Annotated in this window: 22 protein-coding genes; 13 read left to right on the forward strand and 9 right to left on the reverse strand. The window is 71.4% G+C overall.

Translation table 11 applies throughout. From position 1 onward, the window contains the following. Positions 1 to 187: 187 nt before the first annotated feature. Together gltB and OHA19_RS29815 are read left to right on the forward strand one after the other, a co-directional pair. Positions 188 to 4,747, forward strand: a complete 4,560-nt coding sequence (gene gltB, locus OHA19_RS29810; RefSeq protein WP_405711684.1) for a glutamate synthase large subunit — start codon at positions 188 to 190, stop codon at positions 4,745 to 4,747. Then, positions 4,740 to 6,200: a glutamate synthase subunit beta gene (locus OHA19_RS29815; protein ID WP_405711682.1), complete on the forward strand. Its 1,461-nt coding sequence runs from the start codon at positions 4,740 to 4,742 to the stop codon at positions 6,198 to 6,200. The genes gltB and OHA19_RS29815 overlap by 8 nt, the downstream gene beginning before the upstream one ends. 123 nt (positions 6,201 to 6,323) lie before the next feature. Here OHA19_RS29815 and OHA19_RS29820 read toward each other — a convergent pair whose 3' ends face one another. Continuing rightward, positions 6,324 to 7,247, reverse strand: coding sequence for a rhomboid family intramembrane serine protease (locus OHA19_RS29820; RefSeq protein WP_405752242.1), 924 nt, complete (start codon positions 7,245 to 7,247; stop codon positions 6,324 to 6,326). 149 nt (positions 7,248 to 7,396) lie between these two features. On the opposite strand from OHA19_RS29820, the gene OHA19_RS29825 reads away from it, so the two are divergent. The 3 genes from OHA19_RS29825 to OHA19_RS29835 all read left to right on the forward strand — a co-directional run bounded on the left by OHA19_RS29825 (position 7,397) and on the right by OHA19_RS29835 (position 9,313). Then, on the forward strand, positions 7,397 to 8,143 hold the full coding sequence (locus OHA19_RS29825; RefSeq protein WP_405711678.1) for a vWA domain-containing protein: 747 nt from the start codon (positions 7,397 to 7,399) through the stop codon (positions 8,141 to 8,143). Further along, complete coding sequence (locus OHA19_RS29830) at positions 8,140 to 8,712, forward strand: HutD family protein (RefSeq protein WP_405711676.1); 573 nt, start codon at positions 8,140 to 8,142, stop codon at positions 8,710 to 8,712. Before OHA19_RS29825 ends, OHA19_RS29830 begins: the two co-directional genes overlap by 4 nt. Before the next feature lie 94 nt (positions 8,713 to 8,806). After that, a complete protein-coding gene (locus tag OHA19_RS29835) occupies positions 8,807 to 9,313 on the forward strand; it encodes a pyridoxamine 5'-phosphate oxidase family protein (protein WP_405711674.1) in 507 nt (168 codons plus the stop codon). A gap of 12 nt (positions 9,314 to 9,325) precedes the next feature. Here the strand turns inward: OHA19_RS29835 and OHA19_RS29840 are convergent, their stop codons facing one another. From OHA19_RS29840 to OHA19_RS29850, 3 genes are read right to left on the reverse strand one after another with little or no spacing between them, the layout of a single operon-like run. Then, positions 9,326 to 10,345: an acyl-CoA dehydrogenase family protein gene (locus OHA19_RS29840; RefSeq protein ID WP_405711673.1), complete on the reverse strand. Its 1,020-nt coding sequence runs from the start codon at positions 10,343 to 10,345 to the stop codon at positions 9,326 to 9,328. After that, the gene (locus OHA19_RS29845) at positions 10,345 to 11,490 is read right to left on the reverse strand and encodes an acyl-CoA dehydrogenase family protein (protein ID WP_405711671.1); all 1,146 of its coding nucleotides are present in this window, start codon (positions 11,488 to 11,490) and stop codon (positions 10,345 to 10,347) included. Before OHA19_RS29845 ends, OHA19_RS29840 begins: the two co-directional genes overlap by 1 nt. Continuing rightward, positions 11,490 to 12,365, reverse strand: a complete 876-nt coding sequence (locus OHA19_RS29850) for an enoyl-CoA hydratase (RefSeq protein ID WP_405711669.1) — start codon at positions 12,363 to 12,365, stop codon at positions 11,490 to 11,492. Before OHA19_RS29850 ends, OHA19_RS29845 begins: the two co-directional genes overlap by 1 nt. 94 nt (positions 12,366 to 12,459) lie before the next feature. On the opposite strand from OHA19_RS29850, the gene OHA19_RS29855 reads away from it, so the two are divergent. The 5 genes from OHA19_RS29855 to OHA19_RS29875 all read left to right on the forward strand — a co-directional run bounded on the left by OHA19_RS29855 (position 12,460) and on the right by OHA19_RS29875 (position 17,503). After that, the gene (locus OHA19_RS29855; protein WP_405711667.1) at positions 12,460 to 13,242 is read left to right on the forward strand and encodes an SDR family oxidoreductase; all 783 of its coding nucleotides are present in this window, start codon (positions 12,460 to 12,462) and stop codon (positions 13,240 to 13,242) included. Between the two features lie 55 nt (positions 13,243 to 13,297). Then, positions 13,298 to 13,909, forward strand: a complete 612-nt coding sequence (locus tag OHA19_RS29860) for a TetR/AcrR family transcriptional regulator (protein ID WP_405711665.1) — start codon at positions 13,298 to 13,300, stop codon at positions 13,907 to 13,909. Between the two features lie 31 nt (positions 13,910 to 13,940). Next, a complete protein-coding gene (locus tag OHA19_RS29865) occupies positions 13,941 to 15,098 on the forward strand; it encodes an acetyl-CoA C-acetyltransferase (RefSeq protein ID WP_405711663.1) in 1,158 nt (385 codons plus the stop codon). Between the two features lie 337 nt (positions 15,099 to 15,435). Beyond that, positions 15,436 to 15,639, forward strand: a complete 204-nt coding sequence (locus OHA19_RS29870; protein ID WP_003969786.1) for a cold-shock protein — start codon at positions 15,436 to 15,438, stop codon at positions 15,637 to 15,639. A gap of 196 nt (positions 15,640 to 15,835) precedes the next feature. Then, positions 15,836 to 17,503, forward strand: coding sequence for a DEAD/DEAH box helicase (locus OHA19_RS29875; RefSeq protein ID WP_405752244.1), 1,668 nt, complete (start codon positions 15,836 to 15,838; stop codon positions 17,501 to 17,503). A 164-nt stretch (positions 17,504 to 17,667) separates the two neighbouring features. Here OHA19_RS29875 and OHA19_RS29880 read toward each other — a convergent pair whose 3' ends face one another. Genes OHA19_RS29880 through OHA19_RS29895 form a run of 4 tightly spaced genes read right to left on the reverse strand, consistent with a single transcriptional unit; the run spans position 17,668 to position 21,108 of the window. Beyond that, positions 17,668 to 18,729 carry an NAD(P)H-dependent flavin oxidoreductase gene (locus OHA19_RS29880; protein WP_405711659.1) on the reverse strand — a complete coding sequence of 354 codons (1,062 nt, stop codon included), beginning with the start codon at positions 18,727 to 18,729 and terminating at the stop codon, positions 17,668 to 17,670. Beyond that, positions 18,729 to 19,496 (reverse strand): CoA-transferase subunit beta, encoded by a 768-nt coding sequence (locus tag OHA19_RS29885; RefSeq protein ID WP_405711657.1) that lies wholly within the window; start codon positions 19,494 to 19,496, stop codon positions 18,729 to 18,731. Before OHA19_RS29885 ends, OHA19_RS29880 begins: the two co-directional genes overlap by 1 nt. Then, positions 19,493 to 20,362 (reverse strand): CoA transferase subunit A, encoded by an 870-nt coding sequence (locus OHA19_RS29890; protein WP_405711655.1) that lies wholly within the window; start codon positions 20,360 to 20,362, stop codon positions 19,493 to 19,495. The genes OHA19_RS29885 and OHA19_RS29890 overlap by 4 nt, the downstream gene beginning before the upstream one ends. Before the next feature lie 2 nt (positions 20,363 to 20,364). After that, positions 20,365 to 21,108 carry an enoyl-CoA hydratase family protein gene (locus OHA19_RS29895; RefSeq protein ID WP_405711653.1) on the reverse strand — a complete coding sequence of 248 codons (744 nt, stop codon included), beginning with the start codon at positions 21,106 to 21,108 and terminating at the stop codon, positions 20,365 to 20,367. 98 nt (positions 21,109 to 21,206) lie between these two features. Between OHA19_RS29895 and OHA19_RS29900 the strand changes: the two genes are divergently transcribed. Further along, positions 21,207 to 22,118, forward strand: a complete 912-nt coding sequence (locus OHA19_RS29900) for an SDR family oxidoreductase (RefSeq protein WP_405711651.1) — start codon at positions 21,207 to 21,209, stop codon at positions 22,116 to 22,118. A gap of 261 nt (positions 22,119 to 22,379) precedes the next feature. Then, positions 22,380 to 23,639, forward strand: a complete 1,260-nt coding sequence (locus tag OHA19_RS29905) for an NADH:flavin oxidoreductase (protein WP_405711649.1) — start codon at positions 22,380 to 22,382, stop codon at positions 23,637 to 23,639. 61 nt (positions 23,640 to 23,700) lie between these two features. On the opposite strand, the gene OHA19_RS29910 is transcribed toward OHA19_RS29905, so the two are convergent. Beyond that, complete coding sequence (locus OHA19_RS29910) at positions 23,701 to 24,609, reverse strand: hypothetical protein (RefSeq protein ID WP_405711647.1); 909 nt, start codon at positions 24,607 to 24,609, stop codon at positions 23,701 to 23,703. A gap of 247 nt (positions 24,610 to 24,856) precedes the next feature. On the opposite strand from OHA19_RS29910, the gene OHA19_RS29915 reads away from it, so the two are divergent. Then, positions 24,857 to 25,633 carry a S1 family peptidase gene (locus OHA19_RS29915; protein WP_405711645.1) on the forward strand — a complete coding sequence of 259 codons (777 nt, stop codon included), beginning with the start codon at positions 24,857 to 24,859 and terminating at the stop codon, positions 25,631 to 25,633. Positions 25,634 to 25,643: the final 10 nt, after the last annotated feature.

Consider the following 25,643-nt stretch of genomic DNA (forward strand, 5'->3'; position numbering starts at 1 on the left):
TCTGCGGTCCCCCTGGGCGCCGATCTTCCACTGCGACCCACCCCCATCGCCTCCGGCGGTGTCCGTATGTTGGAACGAACTATCCGCTTCTTGAGAAGCGCCCCATCATGTAACCTGCACGAAATTTCGCAGAGGGCCAACGTCGTCCCTCGGCACTGCACATGCCACGACGACGACGGGAGAGCCAATGCGCTTCGACGCCTGGGCGCCCATGGACGGTCGCCCCGCCCAGCAGGGGATGTACGACCCCCGTAACGAGCACGACGCCTGCGGTGTCGGGTTCGTGGCCACTCTGACCGGTGTGGCCAGCCACGAGCTGGCCGAGCAGGCGCTGACCGTGCTGCGCAATCTCGAACACCGCGGTGCCACCGGGTCCGAGCCCGACTCCGGCGACGGCGCCGGGATCCTCCTCCAGGTGCCGGACGCCTTCCTGCGTGAAGAGGCCGCCTTCGACCTCCCCGAGGCCGGCGCCTACGCCGTCGGAATCGCCTTCCTGCCCGCCGACGACTCCACCGAGGCCGTCCGCAAGCTGGAGAAGATCGCCGCGGAGGAGGGCCTCAAGGTCCTCGGCTGGCGTCAGGTCCCCGTCACCCCCGGCATCCTCGGCAACGGCGCCCGCGCCACCATGCCCGAGTTCCGTCAGCTCTTCGTCGCGGACGGTGAGAGCACCGGCATCGCCCTCGACCGCAAGGCCTTCGTGCTGCGCAAGCGCGCCGAGCGGGAGGCCGGGGTGTACTTCCCCTCGCTCTCCGCCCGCACGATCGTCTACAAGGGCATGCTCACCACCGGGCAGCTGGAGCCGTTCTTCCCGGACCTCTCCGACCGCCGCTTCGCCACCGCGGTCGCCCTGGTCCACTCCCGGTTCTCCACCAACACCTTCCCGAGCTGGCCGCTCGCCCACCCGTACCGCTTCGTCGCGCACAACGGCGAGATCAACACGGTCAAGGGCAACCGCAACTGGATGAAGGCCCGCGAGTCCCAGCTCGCGTCGAGTCTCTTCGGGGAGGCGCAGCTCGACCGGATCTTCCCCGTCTGCACCCCCGACGCCTCCGACTCCGCCTCCTTCGACGAGGTCCTGGAGCTGCTCCACCTCGGTGGCCGCTCGCTGCCGCACTCGGTGCTGATGATGGTTCCCGAGGCGTGGGAGAACCACGACTCCATGGACCCGGCCCGGCGCGCCTTCTACCAGTACCACTCCACGATGATGGAGCCCTGGGACGGCCCGGCCTGTGTCACCTTCACCGACGGCACCCAGGTCGGCGCGGTCCTGGACCGCAACGGTCTGCGCCCCGGCCGCTACTGGGTCACCGACGACGGCCTCGTCGTGCTCTCCTCCGAGGTCGGCGTCCTGGACATCGACCCCGCGAAGGTCGTCCGCAAGGGCCGCCTCCAGCCCGGCAAGATGTTCCTCGTCGACACGGCCGAGGGCCGGATCATCGAGGACGACGAGATCAAGGCCGCCCTCGCCGCCGAGCAGCCGTACGGCGACTGGCTGGAGACCGGCGAGATCGAGCTGGAGGACCTCCCCGAGCGGGAGCACATCGTGCACACGCACGCCTCTGTCACCCGCCGCCAGCAGACCTTCGGCTACACCGAGGAAGAGCTCCGCGTCATCCTCGCGCCGATGGCCCGCACCGCCGGCGAGCCGCTCGGCTCCATGGGCACGGACTCGCCGATCGCCGCGCTCTCCGAGCGCCCCCGGCTGCTCTTCGACTACTTCACCCAGCTGTTCGCGCAGGTCACCAACCCGCCGCTGGACGCCATCCGCGAGGAGCTCGTCACCTCGCTGCGCTCCACGCTGGGCCCGTCCGGCAACCTGCTGGAGCCGACCGCCGCGTCCTGCCGCAGCGTCACGCTGCCGTTCCCGGTGATCGACAACGACGAGCTGGCCAAGCTGATACACATCAATGCCGACGGCGACATGCCGGGCATGAAGGCCGCCACGCTCTCCGGTCTCTACCGGGTCGGCGGCGGTGGCGAGTCGCTGGCCGCGCGGATCGAGGAGATCTGCACCGAGGTCGACGCCGCCATCGAGGACGGTGCCCGTCTGGTCGTCCTCTCCGACCGGCACTCCGACGCCGAGCACGCCCCGATCCCGTCGCTGCTGCTCACCTCGGCCGTCCACCACCACCTCATCCGCACCAAGCAGCGCACCCAGGTGGGGCTGCTGGTCGAGGCCGGGGACGTCCGCGAGGTCCACCACGTCGCGCTGCTCATCGGCTACGGTGCCGCCGCGGTCAACCCGTACCTGGCGATGGAGTCCGTCGAGGACCTGGTCCGCGCCGGTACGTTCATCGAGGGCATCGAGCCCGAGAAGGCCATCCGGAACCTGATCTACGCGCTCGGCAAGGGTGTCCTGAAGGTCATGTCCAAGATGGGCATCTCGACGGTCGCCTCCTACCGGGGCGCCCAGGTCTTCGAGGCCGTCGGCCTGGACGAGGGCTTCGTCGCGAAGTACTTCAACGGCACCGCCACCAAGATCGGCGGCGCCGGCCTCGAAGTCATCGCCAAGGAGGTCGCCGCCCGGCACGCCAAGGGCTACCCCGCCTCCGGCATCTCCGCCTCGCACCGCGCGCTGGAGATCGGCGGTGAGTACCAGTGGCGCCGCGAGGGCGAGCCGCACCTGTTCGACCCGGAGACGGTCTTCCGCCTCCAGCACGCCACCCGCAACAAGCGCTACGACATCTTCAAGAAGTACACCGACCGGGTGAACGAGCAGTCCGAGCGGCTGATGACGCTCCGTGGTCTGTTCGGCTTCCGGAGCGACCGCGAGCCGATCTCCGTCGACGAGGTCGAGTCCGTCTCCGACATCGTCAAGCGCTTCTCCACCGGCGCCATGTCGTACGGCTCGATCTCCCGCGAGGCGCACGAGACCCTCGCCATCGCCATGAACCAGCTGGGCGGCAAGTCCAACACCGGTGAGGGCGGAGAGGACGCCGACCGGCTCTACGACCCGGCACGCCGCTCGTCCATCAAGCAGGTCGCCTCCGGCCGCTTCGGTGTGACCAGCGAGTACCTGGTCAACGCGGACGACATCCAGATCAAGATGGCGCAGGGCGCCAAGCCCGGCGAGGGCGGCCAGCTGCCCGGCCACAAGGTCTACCCGTGGGTCGCCAGGACCCGGCACTCCACCCCGGGTGTCGGTCTGATCTCGCCGCCGCCGCACCACGACATCTACTCCATCGAGGATCTGGCCCAGCTGATCCACGACCTCAAGAACGCCAACCCGGCGGCCCGCATCCACGTGAAGCTGGTCTCCGAGGTCGGCGTCGGCACCGTCGCCGCCGGTGTCTCCAAGGCACACGCGGACGTCGTCCTGATCTCCGGCCACGACGGCGGAACGGGCGCCTCCCCGCTCACCTCCCTGAAGCACGCGGGCGGCCCCTGGGAGCTCGGCCTCGCCGAGACCCAGCAGACGCTGCTGCTCAACGGCCTGCGCGACCGCATCGTCGTGCAGACCGACGGCCAGCTGAAGACCGGCCGTGACGTCGTCATCGCCGCACTGCTGGGCGCCGAGGAGTTCGGTTTCGCCACCGCGCCGCTCGTCGTCTCCGGCTGCGTCATGATGCGCGTCTGTCACCTGGACACCTGCCCGGTCGGCATCGCCACCCAGAACCCGGTCCTGCGGAGTCGGTTCTCCGGCAAGGCCGAGTACGTCGTCAACTTCTTCGAGTTCATCGCCCAGGAAGTCCGCGAGATCCTCGCCGAGCTCGGCTTCCGCACGATCGAGGAGGCCGTCGGCCACGCCGAGCTGCTCGACACCGACCGTGCCATCACGCACTGGAAGGCGCAGGGCCTCGACCTGAAGCCGCTCTTCCACGTCCCCGAGCTGCCCGAGGGCGCGGTCCGCCACCAGCGGACCGAGCAGGACCACGGTCTCGCCAAGGCGCTCGACAACGAGCTGATCAGGCTCGCCGCCGACGCCCTGAACGCGGACAGCGCCGAGACCGCCCAGCCGGTCCGGGCCCAGATCGCGATCCGCAACATCAACCGGACCGTCGGCACCATGCTCGGCCACGAGGTGACGAAGAAGTTCGGCGGCGCCGGTCTGCCGCAGGACACCATCGACATCACCTTCACCGGCTCCGCGGGCCAGTCCTTCGGCGCGTTCGTACCGAGCGGGGTCACGCTGCGACTGGAGGGCGACGCCAACGACTACGTCGGCAAGGGTCTCTCCGGCGGCCGGGTCGTCGTCCGCCCGGACCGCGGCGCCGACCACCTCGCCGAGTACTCCACCATCGCGGGCAACACCATCGCCTACGGCGCCACCGGCGGCGAGCTGTTCCTGCGCGGCCGCACCGGTGAGCGGTTCTGCGTCCGCAACTCCGGCGCCACGGTCGTCTCGGAGGGCGTGGGCGACCACGGCTGCGAGTACATGACCGGCGGCCACGCCGTCGTCCTCGGCGAGACCGGACGCAACTTCGCGGCCGGCATGTCGGGCGGTGTCGCCTACGTCATCGACCTGAACCGCGACAACGTCAACGCCGGCAACCTCGCTGCCGTCGAGGCCCCCTCCGACGCCGACAAGCAGTGGCTGCACGATGTGGTGCGCCGCCACCAGGAGGAGACCGGATCGACGGTCGCCGAGAGGCTGCTCGCCGAGTGGGACACCGCGGTGACCCGCTTCAGCAAGATCATCCCGTCCACCTACAAGGCAGTGCTCGCCGCCAAGGACGCCGCTGAGCTCGCCGGTCTCTCCGAGCAGGAGACCACCGAGAAGATGATGGAGGCGGCGACCAATGGCTGACCCCAAGGGCTTCCTGACCACCGGGCGCGAGGTCGCCGAGACCCGCCCCGTGGGCGAGCGCGTCAAGGACTGGAACGAGGTCTACGTTCCGGGCTCGCTGCTCCCGATCATCAGCAAGCAGGCCGGCCGCTGCATGGACTGCGGCATCCCGTTCTGCCACAACGGCTGCCCGCTCGGAAACCTCATCCCCGAGTGGAACGACTACGCCTACCGCGAGGACTGGTCGGCCGCGTCCGAACGCCTGCACGCCACGAACAACTTCCCGGAGTTCACCGGGCGGCTCTGCCCGGCCCCGTGCGAGTCGGCGTGCGTGCTCGGCATCAACCAGCCGGCCGTCACCATCAAGAACGTCGAGGTCTCCATCATCGACAAGGCGTGGGGCAACGGTGACGTCACCCCGCAGCCGCCCGAGCGCCTCTCCGGCAAGACCGTCGCGGTCATCGGCTCGGGCCCGGCCGGTCTCGCCGCCGCCCAGCAGCTGACCCGGGCCGGTCACACGGTCGCCGTGTACGAGCGCGCGGACCGCATCGGAGGTCTTCTCCGGTACGGCATCCCCGAGTTCAAGATGGAGAAGTCGCACATCAACCGCCGCATCGAGCAGATGCGCGCGGAAGGCACCAAGTTCCGCACCGAGACGGAGATCGGCCGGGACATCGACGCCGCCAAGCTCCGCCGCCGGTACGACGCGGTCGTCATCGCCGCCGGTGCCACCGTCTCCCGCGACCTGCCCGTCCCGGGCCGTGAGCTGAACGGCGTGCACTTCGCCATGGAGTACCTGCCGCTGGCCAACAAGGTGCAGGAGGGCGACCTGACGGTCTCCCCGATCACCGCCGAGGGCAAGCACGTCGTCGTCATCGGCGGCGGCGACACCGGCGCAGACTGCGTCGGCACCGCCCACCGCCAGGGCGCGCTCTCCGTCACCCAGCTGGAGATCATGCCCAGGCCGGGCGAGGACCGGAACGCCAACCAGCCCTGGCCGACGTTCCCGATGCTCTACAAGGTCACCTCCGCGCACGAGGAGGGCGGCGAGCGGGTCTACTCCGTCTCCACCACCCACTTCGAGGGCGATGAGGACGGCACCGTCCAGGCCCTGCACCTGGTCGAGGTGGAGTTCAAGGACGGCAAGCTCGAGCAGAAGCCCGGCACCGAGCGGAGGATCCCCGCACAGCTGGTCACCCTCGCCATGGGCTTCACCGGCACCGACCAGGCCAACGGTCTGGTCCAGCAGTTCGGCCTGGAGCTCGACGAGCGCGGCAATGTTGCGCGCGACGCGGACTACGCCACCAACGTCGGCGGAGTCTTCGTCGCCGGTGACGCCGGCCGCGGCCAGTCCCTGATCGTGTGGGCCATCGCCGAGGGCCGCTCCGCGGCCCGCGGGGTGGACCGCTTCCTGACCGGAGCCAGCGCACTGCCGGCCCCGATCCGCCCGACGGACCGTTCACTGATGGTCTGATCACGGCACACACAGACGTCCCGCACAACGGCGTGCGGAACTGAACGCGGCGCCTGCCCGTCCCCGACCGGACGATTCGGCAGGCGCCGTGGCGCGTCCGGGGCCGGTCGGACCGGCCCCGGCTCAGCCCGTCAGCGCGGAGGTCTTGAGCACCACCAGCAGCACCAGCACGGCGAACAGCACCACACACGCGGCGGCCTGGACCGCCGTACGGCGCTTCGCCGGGGCGTAGGCGTAGGCCACGGTCACGATGCCGCCCGTCAGCAGCCCGCCCAAGTGGCCCTGCCATGAGGCGAATCCGGCCGAGATCAGCATCCAGAGCAGGAATCCGGCCATGAACCGGTTCACCGCCCGCATGTCGCGGCCCAGCCGGCGGTTGATGACGTAGAACGCCGCGCCGAGCCCGAAGATCGCACCCGAGGCGCCCACCGTGCCGGTGAACGGCGCGATCAGGCAGACCAGGACCGAACCGCCCAGCGCGGACAGCAGGTACAGCGCGAGGTAACGGGCCCGGCCCAGCTGCTCCTCCACGACCCGGCCCAGGTTCCACAGCGCGTACATGTTGAACAGGATGTGCAGCACCCCGAACGGCACCGAACCGAGGGACGAGCCGCCCGGCGGCAGATGCAGGAAGGCCCCGGTCAGCAGCCGGTACCACTCGCCGCCGACCACCCCGATCACGTCGAAGCCGGGGTAGTCCCCGGGCTCGTAGATGTACTGCTCGCCGTCCGGGCCGTTCAGCCCCGCACCGAGCATCGCGAACCGGTCGATGATCCCCGGACGGATCAACTCGCCCAGGTACGCCGCGATGTTGAGCCCGATCAGCACATACGTGACGATCGGCACCGCGCTCCTCGACACCGTGCCGCCGAACACGGTGCGTGCCTGCCGGATCGAACGCCGCCCCTCCTTCACGCACTCCACGCAGTGGTGGCCGACCGCGGCCTCACGCATGCAGTCGGGGCAGATGAACCGTTCGCAGCGGGTACAGCTCACATACGTCTCGTAGGACGGATGGCGATAACAGGTGGTGACCGCGGCCTCCACGGCAGGCTCCTTCACGGGTGAGCGGACACGAGCGGCCGGTGGGGACGGCGGCAGATCAACATAGCGAACACCGCGCGGCCGGGGCATACCTGGGTGGCTTACGCTCGGGGTTCTGGCATGTCAGACACGTCGAGGATCGGAGACTCCGCATGGCCGGCCCGCCCGCCGCCGCAACAGGTCCGGCCATCAGCCTCCGCGAGATCGAGGAGCGCGCGCCCGCACTGGTCAGCCTCTACAAGAACGCCTCGGTCCCGTTGACGAAACACCGCCTGAGCGGTGAGCGTGCCGCGGTCTATCTGGTGCTCGACTACTCCGGCTCCATGCGGGAGTACTACAAGGACGGCAGCGTCCAGGCCCTGGCCGACCGGGTGCTGGGACTGTCGGCCCACCTGGACGACGACGGCCGGGTACCCCTCGTCCTGTTCTCCACGGAGGTCGACGCCGTCACCGACATCGCCCTGGACAACCACCGCGGCCGGGTCGACGCGATCGTGGCCGGCCTCGGACACATGGGAAAGACCAGCTACCACCTGGCCATGGACGCCGTCATCGACCACTACCTCGACAGCGGCTCCACCGCGCCCGCCCTCGTCGTCTTCCAGACCGACGGCGGCCCGATCAGCAAGCACGCGGCGGAGCGCTACCTCTGCAAGGCGGCGAAACTGCCCCTGTTCTGGCAGTTCATAGGCTTCGGGGACAAGCGGAGCAATCAGTTCGACTTCCTGCGTAAGCTCGACGAACTGGCCGTGCCCGCCAAGCGCCCGATAGACAACGCGGGCTTCTTCCACGCCGGACCCGACCCGCGCAAGGTCCCGGACGCCGAACTGTACGACCGGCTCGTCGCCGAATTCCCGCAGTGGCTGGCCGCGGCCAGGACCCAGGGGATCGTCAAGTGACGGCCCGGGTACTGCGGGCGGCCGACCGTACGGCCACCCCCTGGAGGAACGGCGGGGGAGTCACCCGGGAGATCGCGGCCTACCCCGAGAGCGCGCCGCTGGACGCCTTCGACTGGCGGGTCAGCCTCGCAGAGGTGTCCGAGGACGGGCCGTTCTCCACGTTCCCCGGCGTCGACCGCACCCTGACCGTGGTCGAGGGCGCCGGCATGGACCTCATGGTGGACGGTGAGCACCACATCGTCGACGAGCCGTACTGGCCGCACGACTTCCCCGGTGACCTGGCGACCGACGGCACCCTGCTCGGCGGCCCGGTCGTCAACCTCAATGTGATGTGCCGCAGGGGGCGGACGAGCGCGGCGGTCGCGGTGGTGCGCGGCACCGTCCGGCTGTCGGCGCCCCCGGGCGGGGCGGTGCTCGCCGTCGCACTGGAGGACGGTGCGGTGCTCGACGGCTCGGATCTCGAACTCGACCGCTACGACGCGTTGTTGACGCGGGACGGTTTCGCGGGGGTGCTGCGGACCCACGGATGGGCGCTGCTGGTCACCCTGTCGGAAGGACCGGAAGGATGAGCCGGACGAACCGGATGGGCCGAAGGGCGGACGAGTCGGCGCGGGCCGGGAAATCAGGACAGAAGATGTCGGGTTTCCGGGGTTCCATGGACGCATGACATCGAGCTCCTGGGAAGACTTCCGGTCGGCGGAGCCGGCTTTCGCCGAAACCGTCCAGAACCGCTTCCAGCTGTACAAGCACCACGTCCTGGCCACCTTGCGCAAGGACGGATCGCCGCGTGTGACCGGGCTGGAGGTGGACTTCCGCTTCGGCGAAGTGTGGCTCGGCATGATGCCGGGCTCGCGCAAGGCGCTGGACCTGCTGCGCGACCCGCGGTTCGCGGTGCAGGCCAACCCCGGCCCGGACGCCGAGATGGCCGACGGCGACGTCCGGATCTCCGGCCGTGCGGTGGAGACGACCGACCCCGCGGTGCTGGCCCGCTTCACCGAGGAGGCGAAGCCGCCGGAACCCTTCCACCTCTTCCGCGTGGAGCCGACCGAGGTGGTGTTCACCGGGATCGAGGGCGGCGACACCATGGTCATCCGGGTGTGGCGCCCCGGCCACCCGCTGCGCACCTTGCGCAAGGGCAACGACGACGCCTCGCCGAACGAAACCACCTGAGAGCCTGCCGGGTCACCCGGGGCGCCGGGCGGCGGATGCGGCCGGCCCGTCGGCGAGCACCCGCGCCCGGCACGCCCCCGGTGTCCCCCACGCGTCCCGCAGCGGCCGCGCCTTCCGCAGCCACAGCGCCAGATCCAGCTCCTGCGTGTAGCCCACCGCCCCGTGCAGCTGCAGCGCGGTCCGAGCCGCCGCGTACCCCGCCTCGCCCGCGGCCACCTTGGCCGCCGCCACCTGCGCGGCGGCGTCCGGCGCGTCCCCGGCGAGCGCGAGCGCCGCCCCGTACAGCAGCGGACGGGCGAACTCCAGCCCGATCAGGGTGTCCGCCAGCCGGTGCTTCACCGCCTGGAAGGAGCCGATGGCCGTACCGAACTGGGTGCGCTGCTTCACGTATGCGACCGTGGTCCGCAGCAGCGTCTCGCCCGTACCGAGTGCCTGCGCGGCCGTCGCGAACGCCGCCCACCCGGCCGCCCGTGCCGCCGCCCCGGCCACCCGGGTCCCCGAGGCGAGCAGTTCCCCGCCGGGCCGGGGGCGCCACAGCCGGCGCGCCGGGTCGGCCGACACACTGAGCGCCCCCGGCCCCGGCGCGAGCCGCAGCTCGTCACCGGTCACCGTGAACACCGCGTCCACGGCGTCCGCGTCCAGCGCGTACGGCCCGTGCCCGTCCGAGTGGAGCGTCGCCGACGCCGCGCCCGACGCCAGCCTTGGCAGCCACTCCTTGGCCGCCGGGCCGCCCACGTCCGTCAGCAGCACCGCGGCCGCGACCGTCTCCACCACCGGCCCCGGCACCGCATGACGCCCCAGCTCGGTGAAGGCGACCGCGAGTTCGACCGGCAGCGGGCCGACCCCCTCGTACGCCTCCGGCACCGCGAGCGCGAAGACGCCCGCTTCCGCCAGCCGCGCCCACAGGTCCATGCCGGGTCCGTGGTCCCCGGCGGCCCAGGCCCGGACCGCCGAAGGGGTGTCCGAGGCGGTCAGCATCGCGTCCAGCGAGCGGGCGAACTCCCGCTGCTCGTCGTCCAGGAGGAAACGCATCAGCGCCGTCCCTTCGGCAGGCCGAGCAGCCGCTCGGCGATGATGTCGCGCTGGATCTCGTTCGTGCCGGCGTAGATGGGGCCCGCGAGGGAGAAGACATACCCCTCGGCCCAGTCGGAACCGGCGAGTTCCGCGTCCGGGCCCAGCAGATCGAGTGCGCTCTCGTGCAGCGCGATGTCGTACTCGGACCAGAACACCTTGTTCAGGCTGGACTCCGCGCCGATGGTCTCCCCGGCGGCGAAGCGGGACGCGTTGGCGGCGGTGAAGAGCTGATACGCACGCGCACCGATCACCGCGTCCGCCACCCGGTCCCGCATCGCCGTGTCCGAGGGGTCGCCATGGGTGCGCCACAGCATGGCCAGCCGGTCGGCGGCGGCCAGGAAACGGCCGGGGGAGCGGAGCGTCAGCCCCCGCTCGTTGCCCGTTGTCGACATGGCGATACGCCAGCCCTGGCCGGGCTCCCCGATGACGTCCTCGTCCGGTACGAACACCTCGTCCAGGAACAGTTCGGCGAAGGCCGGCTTGCCGTCGAGCCGCCCGACGGGCCGGACCGACACCCCGGGCGCCGACAGGTCGAACATCAGATACGTCAGCCCGTGGTGCGGCTTCGCCGCCCCGGGATCGCTGCGGAAGATGCCGAACGCCCGGTCCGCGAAGGCGGCCCGCGACGACCAGGTCTTCTGCCCCGACAGCAGCCAGCCACCGTCCGTGCGCACCGCCCGCGAACGCAGCGAGGCCAGGTCCGAGCCCGACTCCGGCTCGGACCAGGCCTGCGCCCAGATCACCTCGCCGCTCGCCATCGACGGCAGGACCCGGGCCCGCTGCTCCTGTGTGGCGTGGTCGAAGAGCGTCGGGGCGAGGAGGTTGATGCCGTTCTGCGAGACCCGGCCGGGGCCGCCCGCCGCGTAGTACTCCTCCTCGAAGACCAGCCACCGGAAGATGTCGACGCCCCGGCCGCCGTACTCGGCCGGCCAGGAGACCACCGACCAGCGGTCCGCGTACAGCCGCGCCTCCCACTCCCGGTGCTCGGCGAAGCCCTCGGCGGTCTCCAGCGATGGCAGCGGAGCGGCGGGTACGTTGGCCCGCAGCCACCGGCGCGCCTCGGCCCGGAACGCCGCCTCCTGCTCCGTGCCCGACAGATCCATCAGCCGTCCGCCTTCTTCTTCATCGCGGCGATGTCCATGCCGCCGAGCGGATCCGCCGCCGTCTCCGCGTTGTGCGCGTGGGCGAGGTGGTGCAGCCCGAAGACGGAGTCCATCCCGGTGTGCATCCCCTGGAGGTCCTCGGCCTGGTTGACCGCACGCTTGGTGAGGGCCAGTCCGAGCCGCGGCATCGCGGCGATCCGCAGCGCCAGTTCATCGGTGCGGCCGGCGAGTCCGCTCCGCTCCACCACCTTGTTCACCATGCCGACCTCGTACGCCCGGCGGGCGCTCATCCGGTCGCCGGTGTACAGGAACTCCTTCGCGATCCGGGGCGGCATCACCCACGGGTGGGCGAAGTACTCGACGCCGGGGATGCCCATCCGCACCACCGGATCGGCGAAGAAGGCGTCCTCGCTCGCCACGATCAGGTCGCAGATCCAGGCGAGCATCAGCCCGCCAGCCACACAGGCACCCTGGACGGAGGCGATGACCGGCTTCGGCAGCTCGCGCCACCGCCTGCACATGCCCAGGTAGACCTCCGACTCGCGGGCGAAGCGGCTCTCCGCGCCGGTCTTGTCGGAGTGGTCCCACCACAGGCCCGCCCTGCGCTCGAAGGGCAGATGCGCGTCGCGCTCGGGCGTGCCGATGTCATGGCCCGCCGAGAAGTGCTCCCCGGCCCCCGCCAGCACGGCCACCTTGACCTCGGAGTCCTCGGCGGCCCGATAGAACGCGGCGTCCAGGGCGTAGGTCATGGCCGAGTTCTGGGCGTTGCGGTAGCGCGGGCGGTTCAGCGTGATGTACGCGACCGGGCCCCGGCGCTCGTAGAGCACCGGGCCGTCCCGGTGGCCGGCGGCGGAGGGGTCGTGGGCAGAGGGCATCGGCTCATCCTTCCCTAACAAGTGTTTGGTAGGTTAACGTACGGGCACGAGCACCGTCGAGGATCCGAAGGGCCGGGACCGAGGAGGTACGGGCGTGAGCGCACCGCAGTACGTATCCGGGCACGGGCTGCTGGCCGGCCGCACCGCCGTGATCACCGCGGCCGCGGGCGCCGGCATCGGCGGCGCCACCGCCCGCAGATTCCTGGAGGAGGGCGCCCGCATCGTCATCGGCGACGCGCACGCCCGCCGGCTGAAGGAGACCGAGCAGGCGTTCGCCGAGGAGTTCGGCGCGGACCGCGTCGCCGCACTGCCCTGCGACGTCACCGACGAGACCCAGGTCCAAGCCCTCTTCGAACTCGCCGAACGGACCCACGACGGCCTCGACATCGTCGTCAACAACGCCGGCCTCGGCGGCACCGCCGAACTCACCGAGATGACCGACGAGCAGTGGACCAAGGTCCTCGACGTCACCCTGAACGGCACCTTCCGCTGCACCCGGGCCGCCCTGCGCTCCCTCAAGGCGGCGGGCCGCAGGGGCATCGTCGTCAACAACGCCTCCGTCGTCGGCTGGCGCGCCCAGAGCGGCCAGGCCCACTACGCCGCCGCGAAGGCCGGCGTCATGGCGCTGACCCGGTGCGCCGCGATCGAGGCCGCCGAGTACGGCGTACGGGTCAACGCCGTCGCGCCCAGCCTCGCCATGCACCCGCACCTGGTGAAGGTCACCTCCGCCGAACTCCTCGACGAACTGACCGCGAAGGAGGCCTTCGGCCGGTACGCCGAGCCGTGGGAGGTCGCCAACGTCATCGTCTTCCTCGCCAGCGACTACTCCTCCTACCTGACCGGCGAGGTCGTCTCCGTCAGCAGTCAGCGGGCCTGACCGTGCGACGGCCCGGGACACCCTCGGCAGCGCCGGGCGGGCGGAGAATGGTCGGGTGCCTACCAAGAAGAAGCCCCAGGTGACCCCCTCGCCCGAGCGGCGCCGCGAACTGCTCGCCACCGCCGCCGAGGTCTTCGCCGCCCAGGGATACAACGCCACCACCGTCCGCAAGATCGCGGACGCGGCCGGGATGCTCGCGGGCAGCCTCTACTACCACTTCGATTCCAAGGAATCGATGCTCGACGAGATCCTCTCGACCTTCCTCAGCGAACTCTGGGAGGGGTACGACACGGTGCTCGCCGCCCAGCTGGCCCCCAGGCAGACCATCGAGGCGCTCGTCACCGAGTCCTTCCGGGAGATCGACCGGCACCGTGCCGCGGTCGCCATCTACCAGAAGGAAGCCAGGCACCTGGCCACCCAGCCGCGCTTCCAGTACCTCGCCGACTCCCAGCAGAAGTTCGAGAAGGCCTGGCTCGGCACGCTGGAACGCGGCGTCGCCGACCACAGCTTCCGCGCCGACCTGGACATCCGCCTCACCTACCGCTTCGTCCGCGACACGGTCTGGGTCGCGGCGTCCTGGTACCGGCCGGGCGGACTGCACAGCCCCGAGGAGATCGCCCGCCAGTACCTCTCGATGGTCCTGGACGGCATCGCCCTCGACACCTGACCCCACCCGCGCTCACCAAGGAGCAGCAGTCATGGCCGAGGCATACATAGTCGAAGCGGTACGCACCCCGGTCGGCCGGCGCGGGGGCGGCCTCGGCGCCGTCCACCCCGCCGACCTCGGCGCCCACGTCCTCAAGGCCCTCGTCGGACGCACCGGGATCGACCCGGCGGCCGTCGAGGACGTGGTCTTCGGCTGCCTCGACACCGTCGGACCCCAGGCCGGCGACATCGCCCGCACCTGCTGGCTGGCGGCCGGACTGCCCGAGGAGGTCCCCGGCGTGACCGTCGACCGCCAGTGCGGCTCCTCCCAGCAGGCCCTGCACTTCGCCGCCCAGGGCGTCCTCTCCGGCACCCAGGACCTGGTCGTCGCGGGGGGCACCCAGTCCATGACGCAGATCCCCATCGCCTTCGCCTCCCGCCAGGCCGCCGAACCCCTCGGGCTGACCGAGGGCCCGTACGCGGGCAGCGAGGGCTGGCGCGCCCGGTACGGCGACGCACCGGTCAACCAGTTCCACGGCGCCCAGCTGATCGCCGAGAAGTGGGACATCAGCCGGTCCGACATGGAGGAGTTCGCGCTCCGCTCCCACCGGCGCGCGATCCGCGCCATCGACGAGGGCCGCTTCGCCCGCGAGACCGTCGCCCTCGCGGGCGTCACCACCGACGAGGGACCGCGCCGCGACACCACCCTGGAGAAGATGGCGGGGCTGGAGCCGGTCCTGGACGGCGGCACGATCACCGCCGCCTGCTCCTCACAGATCTCCGACGGCGCCGCCGCCGTGCTCATCGCCTCCGAGCGGGCCGTGGCCGAGCACGGCCTCACCCCGCGCGCCCGCGTTCACCACCTCTCGGTGCGCGGCGAGGACCCGATCCGCATGCTGTCGGCACCGATCCCGGCCACCGCGTACGCGCTCAAGAAAGCCGGAATGACCATCGACGACATGGACCTGGTCGAGATCAACGAGGCATTCGCCCCCGTCGTCCTGGCCTGGCTGAAGGAGACCGGGGCCGACCCCGACCGGGTCAATGTCAACGGCGGCGGGATCGCCCTCGGTCACCCGCTCGGCGCAACCGGTGCGAAATTGATGACGACCCTGCTGCACGAGCTGGAGCGCACCGGGGGGCGCTACGGGCTCCAGACCATGTGCGAGGGCGGCGGCCAGGCGAACGTGACGATCATCGAACGGCTCTGAGCGCGGACCCCGCCCGAACGAGGCCGCCGGGCCGCTCCGACACCGGTCGCGACAAGGATTCCGGCGGCCTTTCGAACCCCTCCCCGGCCAGTTGCCGCAAGGGCCGGGACCGAAATCCGCCGACCGGCCACGCGGCGTGTTCCCACCGCGGGCCGACGGAACGTGCTACGGTTGCCGAGTTGCAGTTTTGGTACCCATGAACTTTATGTGCGCCTGACGGGAATGCTTCCTCAGGCGCATTATTGTTTTCCGGCTTTCTCCGGATGGGGCTCAATGCGGCGACTTGAAATTCGTAAAGTGCGGATTTCCGGCACTGCACCTCTTTTAGGAGAATGACATGGCTACTGGAACCGTGAAGTGGTTCAACTCGGAAAAGGGCTTCGGCTTCATCGAGCAGGACGGCGGCGGCGCCGACGTCTTCGCCCACTACTCCAACATCGCCACCTCGGGCTTCCGTGAGCTCCAGGAGGGCCAGAAGGTCTCCTTCGACGTCACGCAGGGCCAGAAGGGCCCGCAGGCGGAGAACATCGTCCCGGCCTAATCGCCGGACGCGTACCTCGCAGCCGGGGCCCGCACCGTGAAGGTGCGGGCCCCGGTTTGTGCTGTCCCAGGGGCATGCCGGAGCAAGCGCGCCCGCCCACGGCGCCCCGGCGGCCCACCCGCAGTCCCCAGCAGTCCCACGCAGTTCTCAGGAATCCCCAGGACTCCTCAGGAATCCCCCAGGAGGGCAATTCCGTATGACCCGCTCCGAACGCCAGGACCGACCCGCCCGCAACCGCCCGTCGAGGGGGCGCGGCACGGCCCCGGCAAAGGCAACCGCTAAGGGTTCCGGCAAGGGATCCGGCAAGGCGTCGCCCCGTCGCAGGGCCACGCCGCCGCAGGGCGAATTCGCCCTGCCCGAAACCATGACCCCCGCACTGCCCGCCGTAGCGGCGTTCGCTGAGCTGGACATGCCCGCAGCCCTGCTGAAGACCCTTGCCGCGCAGGGCGTCACCGATCCGTTCCCGATCCAGGGCGCCACCCTGCCGAACTCGCTCGCCGGCCGGGACATCCTCGGCCGCGGCCGCACCGGCTCCGGCAAGACCCTCGCCTTCGGCCTCGCCCTGCTGGCACGCACCGCCGGCCGGCGCGCCGAGCCGAAGGCCCCGCTGGCGCTCGTCCTGGTCCCGACCCGAGAGCTCGCCCAGCAGGTCACCGACGCGCTGACGCCGTACGCGACATCCGTGAACCTGCGCCTGGCCACCGTCGTCGGCGGCATGTCGATCACCAAGCAGTCCGGCACGCTGCGCCGCGGTGCCGAGGTGCTCGTCGCCACGCCCGGACGGCTGAAGGACCTCATCGAGCGCGGCGACTGCCGCCTCGACCAGGTCGCCATCACCGTCCTCGACGAGGCCGACCAGATGGCCGACATGGGCTTCATGCCGCAGGTCGTCGCCCTGCTCAAGCAGGTCGAGCCCGACGGCCAGCGGATGTTGTTCTCCGCGACGCTCGACAAGAACATCGACCGGCTGGTCAAGATGTTCCTGACCGACCCCGTCGTGCACTCGGTCGACCCGTCCGCCGGCGCCGTCACCACCATGGAGCACCACGTGCTCCATGTGATCGACGAGACCGACAAGAAGGCCGTCGCCACGAAGATCGCCGCCCGCGAGGGCCGGGTGATCATGTTCGTCGACACCAAGCGCGCCGCCGACCGGTTCGCCAAGCGGCTGCTCGCCAGCGGCGTACGGGCCGCCGCCCTGCACGGCGGACGCTCGCAGCCGCAGCGCAACCGGACCCTGGACCAGTTCAAGAACGGCCAGGTCACCGCGCTCGTGGCGACGAACGTGGCGGCCCGCGGCATCCACGTCGACGACCTCGACCTGGTCGTGAACGTGGACCCGCCGACCGACCACAAGGACTACCTCCACCGCGGCGGGCGCACGGCGCGCGCCGGGGAGTCCGGCAGCGTCGTCACCCTGGTGCTGCCCGAGGAGAAGCGGGACATGACCCGGCTGATGGCCGACGCGGGCATCGCCCCGAAGACCACCCGGATCAAGTCCAGCGACGAGGAGCTCACCCGGATCACCGGGGCCCGTGAGCCTTCGGGCATCGCGATCGTCATCGAGACCCCGCAGCCGACCCCGCCGAAGCAGCGCACGCGTTCGGGCGGGACCTCGGCGGGCGGCACCGGCTTCCGCTCGGGCAGCCGCGGCCGCGGCCGGCGCGGTGGCGCCGGCCAGGGCGGCGGCGAGGCCCGCGGTACGGGCGGCGCTTCCCGCTCCACGGGCTCGGGCGGCTCCGCGCGAAGCGCGGGCTCGGGCTCGGGCGGCGGCCGTGGCAACGGCGAGCCGCGCGGCGCGGGTGCCGGGCACTCCGGGGCCGGCCGCAGCGGCGCGGCGGGCCGCACCCGCAGGGCCGCGTAGCCGTACGCAGGCACCGGCAGACGGCGAGGGGCGCCCGGAGAGATCCGAGCGCCCCTCGGCCGTGTCGTCGTACTGCCGCCCTCCGGGCGACGACGGCAGTACGAGGCAGTACGACGGCAGTTCGAGGCAGGACGACAGGACCTCGCCGCGTCCGCACCCGCCGCCTACACGTCCGCGCCCTCCGCGCGGACCACCGCGCCCAGCGCCTCGCGGGCCTCGGCCATCACCCGGTCCACCAGCTCCGCGCAGCTGGGCAGATCCTCGATCAGGCCCGCCACCTGGCCCGAGGCCATCACCCCCAGGTCCGTCCGGCCGTCGACCATGGACGCCTTCAGCAGCATCGGTGTGTTGGCCGCCAGCAGGACCTGGCTCCACGACAGGTCCTTGCCGTGCTTCATCGCGAGACCGTCGCGCACCATCCGGGACCAGCCCATCCCGGAGATCCGCCGGAAACCCGACGCCCGGCGCACCGCCTGGGCGAAGGCCCGGACCCGGCCCGCGTTCTCCAGCGCCGCGACCATCTCCGTGCGCAGCATCCGGTGCGGGAGCCCGTCCACCGCCCTGGTGACCGTGATGTCCTTGACGCCCGCCGCCAGGTACCGGGCCTTCACCGCGTCCGGCACCGTCGAGTCCGACGTCAGCAGGAACCGGGTGCCCATCGCGATGCCCGCCGCCCCGTAGGCCAGCGCAGCGACCAGGCCCCGGCCGTCGCGGAAGCCGCCCGCCGCGATCACCGGGATGTCCACCGCGTCGGCCACCTGGGGCAGCAGCACCGTGGTCGCCACCTCACCGGTGTGCCCGCCGCCCTCGCCGCCCTGCACGATCACCGCGTCCGCGCCCCACGCCGCGACCTTCTCGGCATGCCGCCTGGCACCGACCGACGGGATCACGACCACCCCGGCGTCCTTCAGTTCGGCGATGAGCTCCTTCGAGGGGGCCAGCGCGAAGGACGCCACCCTCACGCCCTCGTCGATGACGATCCGCACCCGTTCGCGGGCGTCGCCCGCGTCGGCACGCAGATTGACGCCGAACGGCTCGTCCGTACGGGACTTGACCTCCCGCACCGCCGCCCGCAGCTGCTCGGTGGTCATCGTCGCGGAGGCCAGGATGCCGAGGGCGCCGGCGCGGGCCGTGGCGGAGACCAGACGGGGGCCCGCGACCCAGCCCATGCCGGTCTGGACGATGGGGTGGCGGACGCCGACGAGCTCCGTGAGCGCCGTCCGCATCAGACCCTGACCTCCCGGTTCCGGGTGCCCTGCGGGTCGATGACCTCGCGGATCAGGGACAGTTCCCCGGCGGTCGGCTCCCGGGTGTGCGGGACGTCGTCCGCGATCGTGAGCGCGAAACCGGTGGCCTCGCGGATCTGGCCGACGGTGACGCCGGGGTGCAGCGAGGCCAGGCGCATGGAGCGGTCCGGGGTCGCGAAGTCGAAGACGCCGAGATCGCTCACCACGCGCGGGATGCGGTGGTAGCGGCCGGCCGACGGACCGGCCGCGGCGGCACTGTCGTAACCGACCCCGCAGATCATGTCGACGCGCTCGACGAAGACCCGGGGGGAGTGCTTGGGGATCCAGTAACTGACCGGGTTGTTCAGGGTGTTGACCGGGGCGCCGCGCACGCCGAGCAGCTGGCGGGCCGGCTGTTCCCAGTCGCCGATGCAGGAGATGTTCTGGTTGCCGAACCGGTCGATCTGGCTCGCCCCCATCATCACGTGGCGCCTGCCGCCGGTGACCATGGCGAGGTGCTGGCGGTAGGGCAGCCAGCCCTCCGTCGTGCCGTCCGGGGCGACGAGCAGCGCCTCGCCGTCGGTGAGCAGCAGATCGGGCGAGAAGGTGCGCCTGGCGAGCCGGGCGCCGACGGACGGGACGATGCCCATCGGGCTGGCGAGCACCTCGCCGTTGTCGCGCCAGGTGTCGGCGCAGGCGATCACGCAGTACTCGGCCCGGGTGATCGCGGCCGGGTTCGCGGTCGTGTTCGCGTTCTGCGTGGTCATTTCTGCTCCTCGTGCCAGGTCCGGACGGCCGACTGGTAGCTCTTCTCGTCGCCCCCGGCGGGCAGGAAGCGCTCGCTGAAGGCCGCCCAGGCCTCGGGGTCGGCGGCGGCGGTCGCGTACGCCTTCTGGAACGCCTCGTCGCGCGGACGGTCGGGCACGCAGGAGGTGAAGTGCGCGCCGTTCGGGGTCTCGACGACGCCGGTGACGGAGTGCCGTTTGACGAGGAGGGTCTGCGGGGAGGCGTCCCCGGTCAGCTCGGCCGTGTCCACGAGGCGCTCGCAGGACATGTACGCGGCGTCCGCGGCCTCGCAGAACAGGTCGTCGAAGTACGGGTCGGGACCGAGGTACTGGCCGTTGCCGAACCGGTCCGCGCGGTTCAGGTGGACCAGTGCGGCGTCCATCCGCAGCGCGGGCATCGCGACGAACTCCTCGCCGTCCTCGTACGGCGAAGTCACCGTGCGCAGGTCCGGGTTGACCCGCATCACGTCGGAGCCGAGGCCGGCGCGCACCGGAAGGAACGGCAGCCGGTTCGCGGCGGCGTGCAGCCCCCACATGAACATGGCCTCGTCGATCTCCATCAGTTCGAACGCGCCGCGCTGGCGGGCCGCCCTGAAATGCGGTTCGAGCGGGATCGAGTCGAGCGTGACGAAGGCCGCGACCAGCTTCCGGATCCGGCCGGCGGCGGCGAGCAGCCCCACGTCGGGGCCGCCGTACGAGATCACGGTGAGGTCGGTGACCTCGGAGCGCAGCAGCGCCCGCACCAGCGCCATGGGTTTGCGGCGCGAGCCCCAGCCGCCGATCCCGATCGTCATCCCGCTGCTGAGCCGGGAGACCACGTCGTCGGCCGTCATCGTCTTGTCGGTCATGGTCATGCCTCCTTGCCGAACGTCTCGCGGACGCGGTCGGCCACCCCGCTGAGGTTGGCCTCGAAGGTGAAGCCCTGCTCGAAGCGGTAGCTGCGGCGTACGTCCACCGGGTCGATGCCGTTGATGGCGGCCTTGGCCAGCCGGATCAGATACCCGTCCTTGCGGGCTATCTCGCCCGCCAGTTCCAGTGCCGCACCGAGGAGCTCGTCGCGCGGTACGACCTTCCAGACCGAGCCGTGGGCGTGCAGTTCGGCGGCGGTCGCGGTGCGCGAGGTGTAGTAGAGCGCGCGCATCAGGTGCTGGGGCACCAGCCGGGCCAGATGGGTCGCCGCGCCGAGCGCGCCCCGGTCCAGCTCGGGAAGGCCGAACGTGGCGTCGTCGCTCGCCACGATCGCGTCCGCGTTGCCCACGAGGCCGATGCCGCCGCCGAGGCAGAAGCCGTTGACCGCGGCGACGACCGGGACCTCGCACTCGTAGACGGCGGCGAACGCCTCGTAACAGCCCCGGTTGGCGCCGATCAGGGCCTCGTGCCCGGTGTCGCGCTGCATCTCCTTGATGTCGACGCCCGCGTTGAATCCCCGTCCGGCGGCGGCCAGCACTATGCAGCGGACCTCAGGGTCACGGCCCGCCTCGCGGAGTGCGTCGGCGAGGTCGTACCAGCCCCGCACAGGAAGCGCGTTGACGGGCGGGTGGTCGACGGTGACGAGCCGGATGCCCTTGCCGGGACTTGTGGTGGAGACACCCATGAGCGAATCAGCTACCTTTCCACCAAACATTTGTTAGGTGTGGAAGGTAGCAGCCTGCCCCCGCATCGCCAATAAGGGGACGAGTAGGGAGACGAGCGATGACTGGTCTGTGCGACGGCCGCGTGGTGGTCGTGACGGGTGCGGGGCGCGGGCTCGGCCGGGCCCATGCGCTCGCCTTCGCCGCCGAGGGCGCGAAGGTGGTCGTCAACGATCTGGGCGTCGGCCCAGGCGGCGACGGCGGCTCCGCCGGCCCGGCCCGGCAGGTGGTGGACGAGATCGTGGCGGCGGGCGGCGAGGCGGTCGCCCACGGGGGCGACGTCGCCACGACGGAAGGGGCCGCCTCGCTGGTCGCGGCAGCGCTGGAGAGCTTCGGACGGCTGGACACCCTGGTCAACAACGCGGGGTTCCTGCGCGACCGGATGCTGGTGAACCTGGACGAGGACGACTGGGACGCCGTGATGCGGGTCCATCTCAAGGGCCACTTCCTGCCACTGCGGCACGCGGCCGCGCACTGGCGGGCCGAGGCGAAGGCGGGCCACGCACCGGTCGCCCGGGTGATCAACACCAGCTCCGGCGCCGGGCTGCTCGGCAGCGTCGGCCAGGGCAACTACTCCGCCGCGAAGGCCGGGATCGTCGGCCTGACCCTGGTCGCCGCGGAGGAGATGGCCCGGTACGGGGTCCAGGTCAACGCGATCGCCCCGGCGGCCCGGACACGGATGACCGAGCAGACGTTCGCCGAGACGATGGCCGCCCCGGGGGAGGGGGAGTTCGACGCGATGGCCCCGGAGAACGTGTCCCCGCTGGTGGTGTGGCTCGGCTCGGCCGCGAGCGACGGGGTGACCGGACGGGTCTTCGAGGCGGAGGCCGGTCGGATCACGGTCATGGAGGGCTGGCGGCCCGGCCCCACCGCGGACCGGGGCGCACGGTGGGCGCCGGCGGAGGCGGGGGAGGCGGTACGGAAGCTGCTCGCGGAGGCGGAGCCGGCGCAGCCGGTGTACGGGGCGCGGTAGGTCGGCCGCCGCCGATCGCGTTCCGGCCCCGCTGCGGCCGACGTGCTGTCGCGTCCCCGGCTGTCGGGTTGCGTTCGCCCCGCGGGTGTTCGTGTCCCGGACTGTCGGGTCGTCGTCCGTCCGTGGGTGTTCGCGTCCCCGGCCGCCGGGTCGTCGTCCGCCCCGCGGGTGTTCGTGCTCCTGGCCTTGCCGGAGCCTGCCGTCGGCCCCGCCCGGCCCCGTCGTTCACGCCCACCGTCGTCGCACAGACCGGAGACCGGCATGCCTTCACAGTCCCCCGCCCCCGTACCGACCGCACCGGACCCCTTCGCGCCCGCCCGCCTGGGGCCCCTCACCCTCCGCAACCGCGTCATCAGGTCCGCCACCTTCGAGGGCGTGACACCCGACAGCCTGGTCACCGACGAGCTGATCGCGTACCACCGCCGGCCCGCCGCCGGCGGCGTGGCCATGACCACCGTCGCGTACTGCGCCGTCTCCCCCGAGGGCCGCACCGAGCGCCGTCAGATCTGGATGCGCCCCGAGGCGGTGCCGGGGCTGCGCCGGCTCACCGATGCCGTGCACCGCGAGGGGGCCGCGATCAGCGCCCAGCTCGGCCACGCGGGCCCGGTCGCCGACGCGCGTTCCAACCGGCTTCCGGCACTCGCCCCCGGACGGTTCCTCAGCCCGCTCGGCATGCGGATGACACGGGCGGCGACCGCCGAGGACATCGCCCGGGTCGTCCGCGCCCATGCCACGGCCGCCCGGCTGGCCGTCGAGTCCGGATTCGACGCGGTCGAACTGCACTTCGGCCACAACTACCTGGCCAGTTCGTTCCTCAGCCGCCGCCTCAACCACCGCGACGACGCCTACGGGGGCAGCCTCGCCAACCGTGCCAAGGTCGCCCTCGGCATCGCCCGCGCCGTTCGCGACGAGGTCGGCGACACCGTCGCGATCACCGCCAAGCTCAACATGGACGACGGGGTGCCCGGAGGTTTCTGGCTCGACGAAAGCCTCCAGGTCGCCCGTCGGCTCCAGGAGGACGGCACGGTCGACGCCCTCGAACTGACCGCCGGGAGCTCTCTGTTCAATCCGATGTATCTGTTCCGCGGCGACGCGCCGCTCACCGAGTTCGCCGCGGCCTTCCCCCACCCGGCACGTCTGGGCATACGCCTGGCCGGTGGCAGATTCCTGCGCTCCTACCCCTACGAAGAGGCGTTCCTGCTGCCCTCGGCGCGTCAGTTCAGGGCCGCGCTGAGCCTCCCGCTGATCCTGCTCGGCGGCATCACCGGCCGGGCGACCGTCGAGCAGGCCATGGCGGAGGGCTTCGAGTACGTGGCCATGGCCCGCGCCCTGCTGCGCGAACCGGACCTGGTGAACCGCATGAGGGAGCAGCCGGAGGTGCGCTCCCTGTGCATCCACTGCAACAAGTGCATGCCGACGATCTACACCGGAACCCATTGCCCCATCGCCGGACCCCCGCCGGACCGTCCGTCGCGCCGCTCGCGGACAGCGGCCGACGACTCCCCCCGCACAACGGACTGACCCGGACGAAGGTCCTGCTCCGTGCGCCGTCGCGGGAGACTGCGCCGCACTCCCGCCCGGTTCAGGTCTCGCAGTCCAGGACCGTACGGCACAGCCCGCAGCGGGCCCGCACCCGCCCGCGCACCGGAACGCGGACGCGCTGGTGGCAGACGGGGCAGGCGAAGGAGACCCGGAGCCCCTGCGGCCCGTTCCCGAAGGCGTACGGGGCATCGGGGGCCGGGGGCGTGTCCGGGCGGTCCCGGGCGTGCCGCCGGTCCCTGGCGTAGCGGCGGCGGCCCGCCCATCCGGCGGCCGCGAGGGGCGGCTGCCGGACGTCCTGGAGCGCCCGCGCGCGCCCCTTCTCGTACGCCGTGTACGCCTGGGGGCTGGTGAACCACGGCGACGGGTCCTCGTCGAAGGCCAGCGCCCGTTTGGCGAGCACGTATCCGAACTCCTCCGGGGTGAGGTAGCCGAGCCTCTGGCTGGACACCCCGTCCTCGCGGAAGGCGTCGAGCAGCAGCCACCCCGCGCCCAGGTACGTGGTCACGGTGTCGGTGAGGATCTCGTTGTCCCGCGTACCGGGGAACTCCAGGCCGAGGCGGTGCAGCAGCACATGGGTGACCTCGTGCGAGAGTGCGGCGCCGATGTCCCTGCGATGGGTGCGGAAGCGGTCGTTGAGTTCGACGAAGTACTCGGGTCCGGCCGTCAGTTCGACCCCGGCGGCGTGCTCCATCGCACGGAAGGCGACGATCATGCGGGCGTCCGGCAGATGCAGGTGCTGGACCACCGACCGTGCCACCCGCTGGGTGCCGAGATACAGGTCGTCCTGGTCGGAGAAGGCGGCGTCGACGGGGGCGAGGCTCGTGGCGTAGCCGCGGACACCGTCGTACGACAGCCGCCGGTACAGCGCGGTGATCGCGGACCGGACCGTTTCGAGGTGCGGGAAGCCGTGGACCACCGGACTGCCGGTGCTCCGGCCGTCGTCCGCCATGTCCCACCCCTGTCCGCGAGGACCGACCGGCTTTCACTGTAGCCGCTGCGGTGCAGGTGATCTTGGCCGGAAAGTGATCCTTGTGGGCGCCGTGATCATTTCCCGATAATCCGAATCACGCCTTTGTCGGGAGCATGACCAGCAGTGCGGTGCTGTGCCGCACCACCGGACGGCACCCGGCCCGGGCGCAGGCACTCCCCACAAGTACCCCCCACAAGCACCCCCCCCCACGAAAGAAGGCAGTCTCTTGAAGCAGCTTCTGCGTGCCGTGAAGAGATGTTCCGTCATAGCCGCCGTCGTCCTCGCGGCCGTCAGCCTCCAGCCCGCCGGGGCCTCCGCCGCCCCCCAGCCGGTCGTCGGCGGAACCCGCGCCGCCCAGGGCGAATTCCCGTTCATGGTCCGGCTGTCGATGGGCTGCGGCGGCGCCCTCTACGCCAAGGACATCGTCCTGACCGCCGCACACTGCGTGGACGGATCGGGCAACAACACCTCCATCACCGCCACCGCGGGCGTCGTCGACCTGCAGTCCACCAGCGCGATCAAGGTCAAGTCCACCAAGGTCCTCCAGGCCCCCGGCTACAACGGCGCGGGCAAGGACTGGGCGCTCATCAAGCTCGCCAAGCCCATCGACCTGCCGACCCTGAAGATCGCCACCACCACCGCGTACAACAACGGCGACTTCAACATCGCCGGCTGGGGCGCGGCCACCGAGGGCGGCGCCCAGCAGCGCTACCTGCTCAAGGCCACCGTGCCGTTCGTCTCCGACGCCGAGTGCCAGGCCGCGTACGGCAGCGACCTCATCCCCGGCGACGAGATCTGCGCCGGACTGATCGACACCGGCGGCGTCGACACCTGCCAGGGCGACTCCGGCGGCCCCATGTTCCGCAAGGACAACGCCGGAGCCTGGATCCAGGTGGGCATCGTCAGCTGGGGCCAGGGCTGCGCCGAACCCGGCTACCCCGGCGTGTACAGCGAGGTCTCGACGTTCGCCGCCAACATCGCGTCCGCCGCGGCCACGCTCTGACCCCGACCCC

Origin of the sequence: Streptomyces sp. NBC_00012 (assembly GCF_045040875.1) — a bacterium.
Lineage (GTDB): Bacteria > Actinomycetota > Actinomycetes > Streptomycetales > Streptomycetaceae > Streptomyces.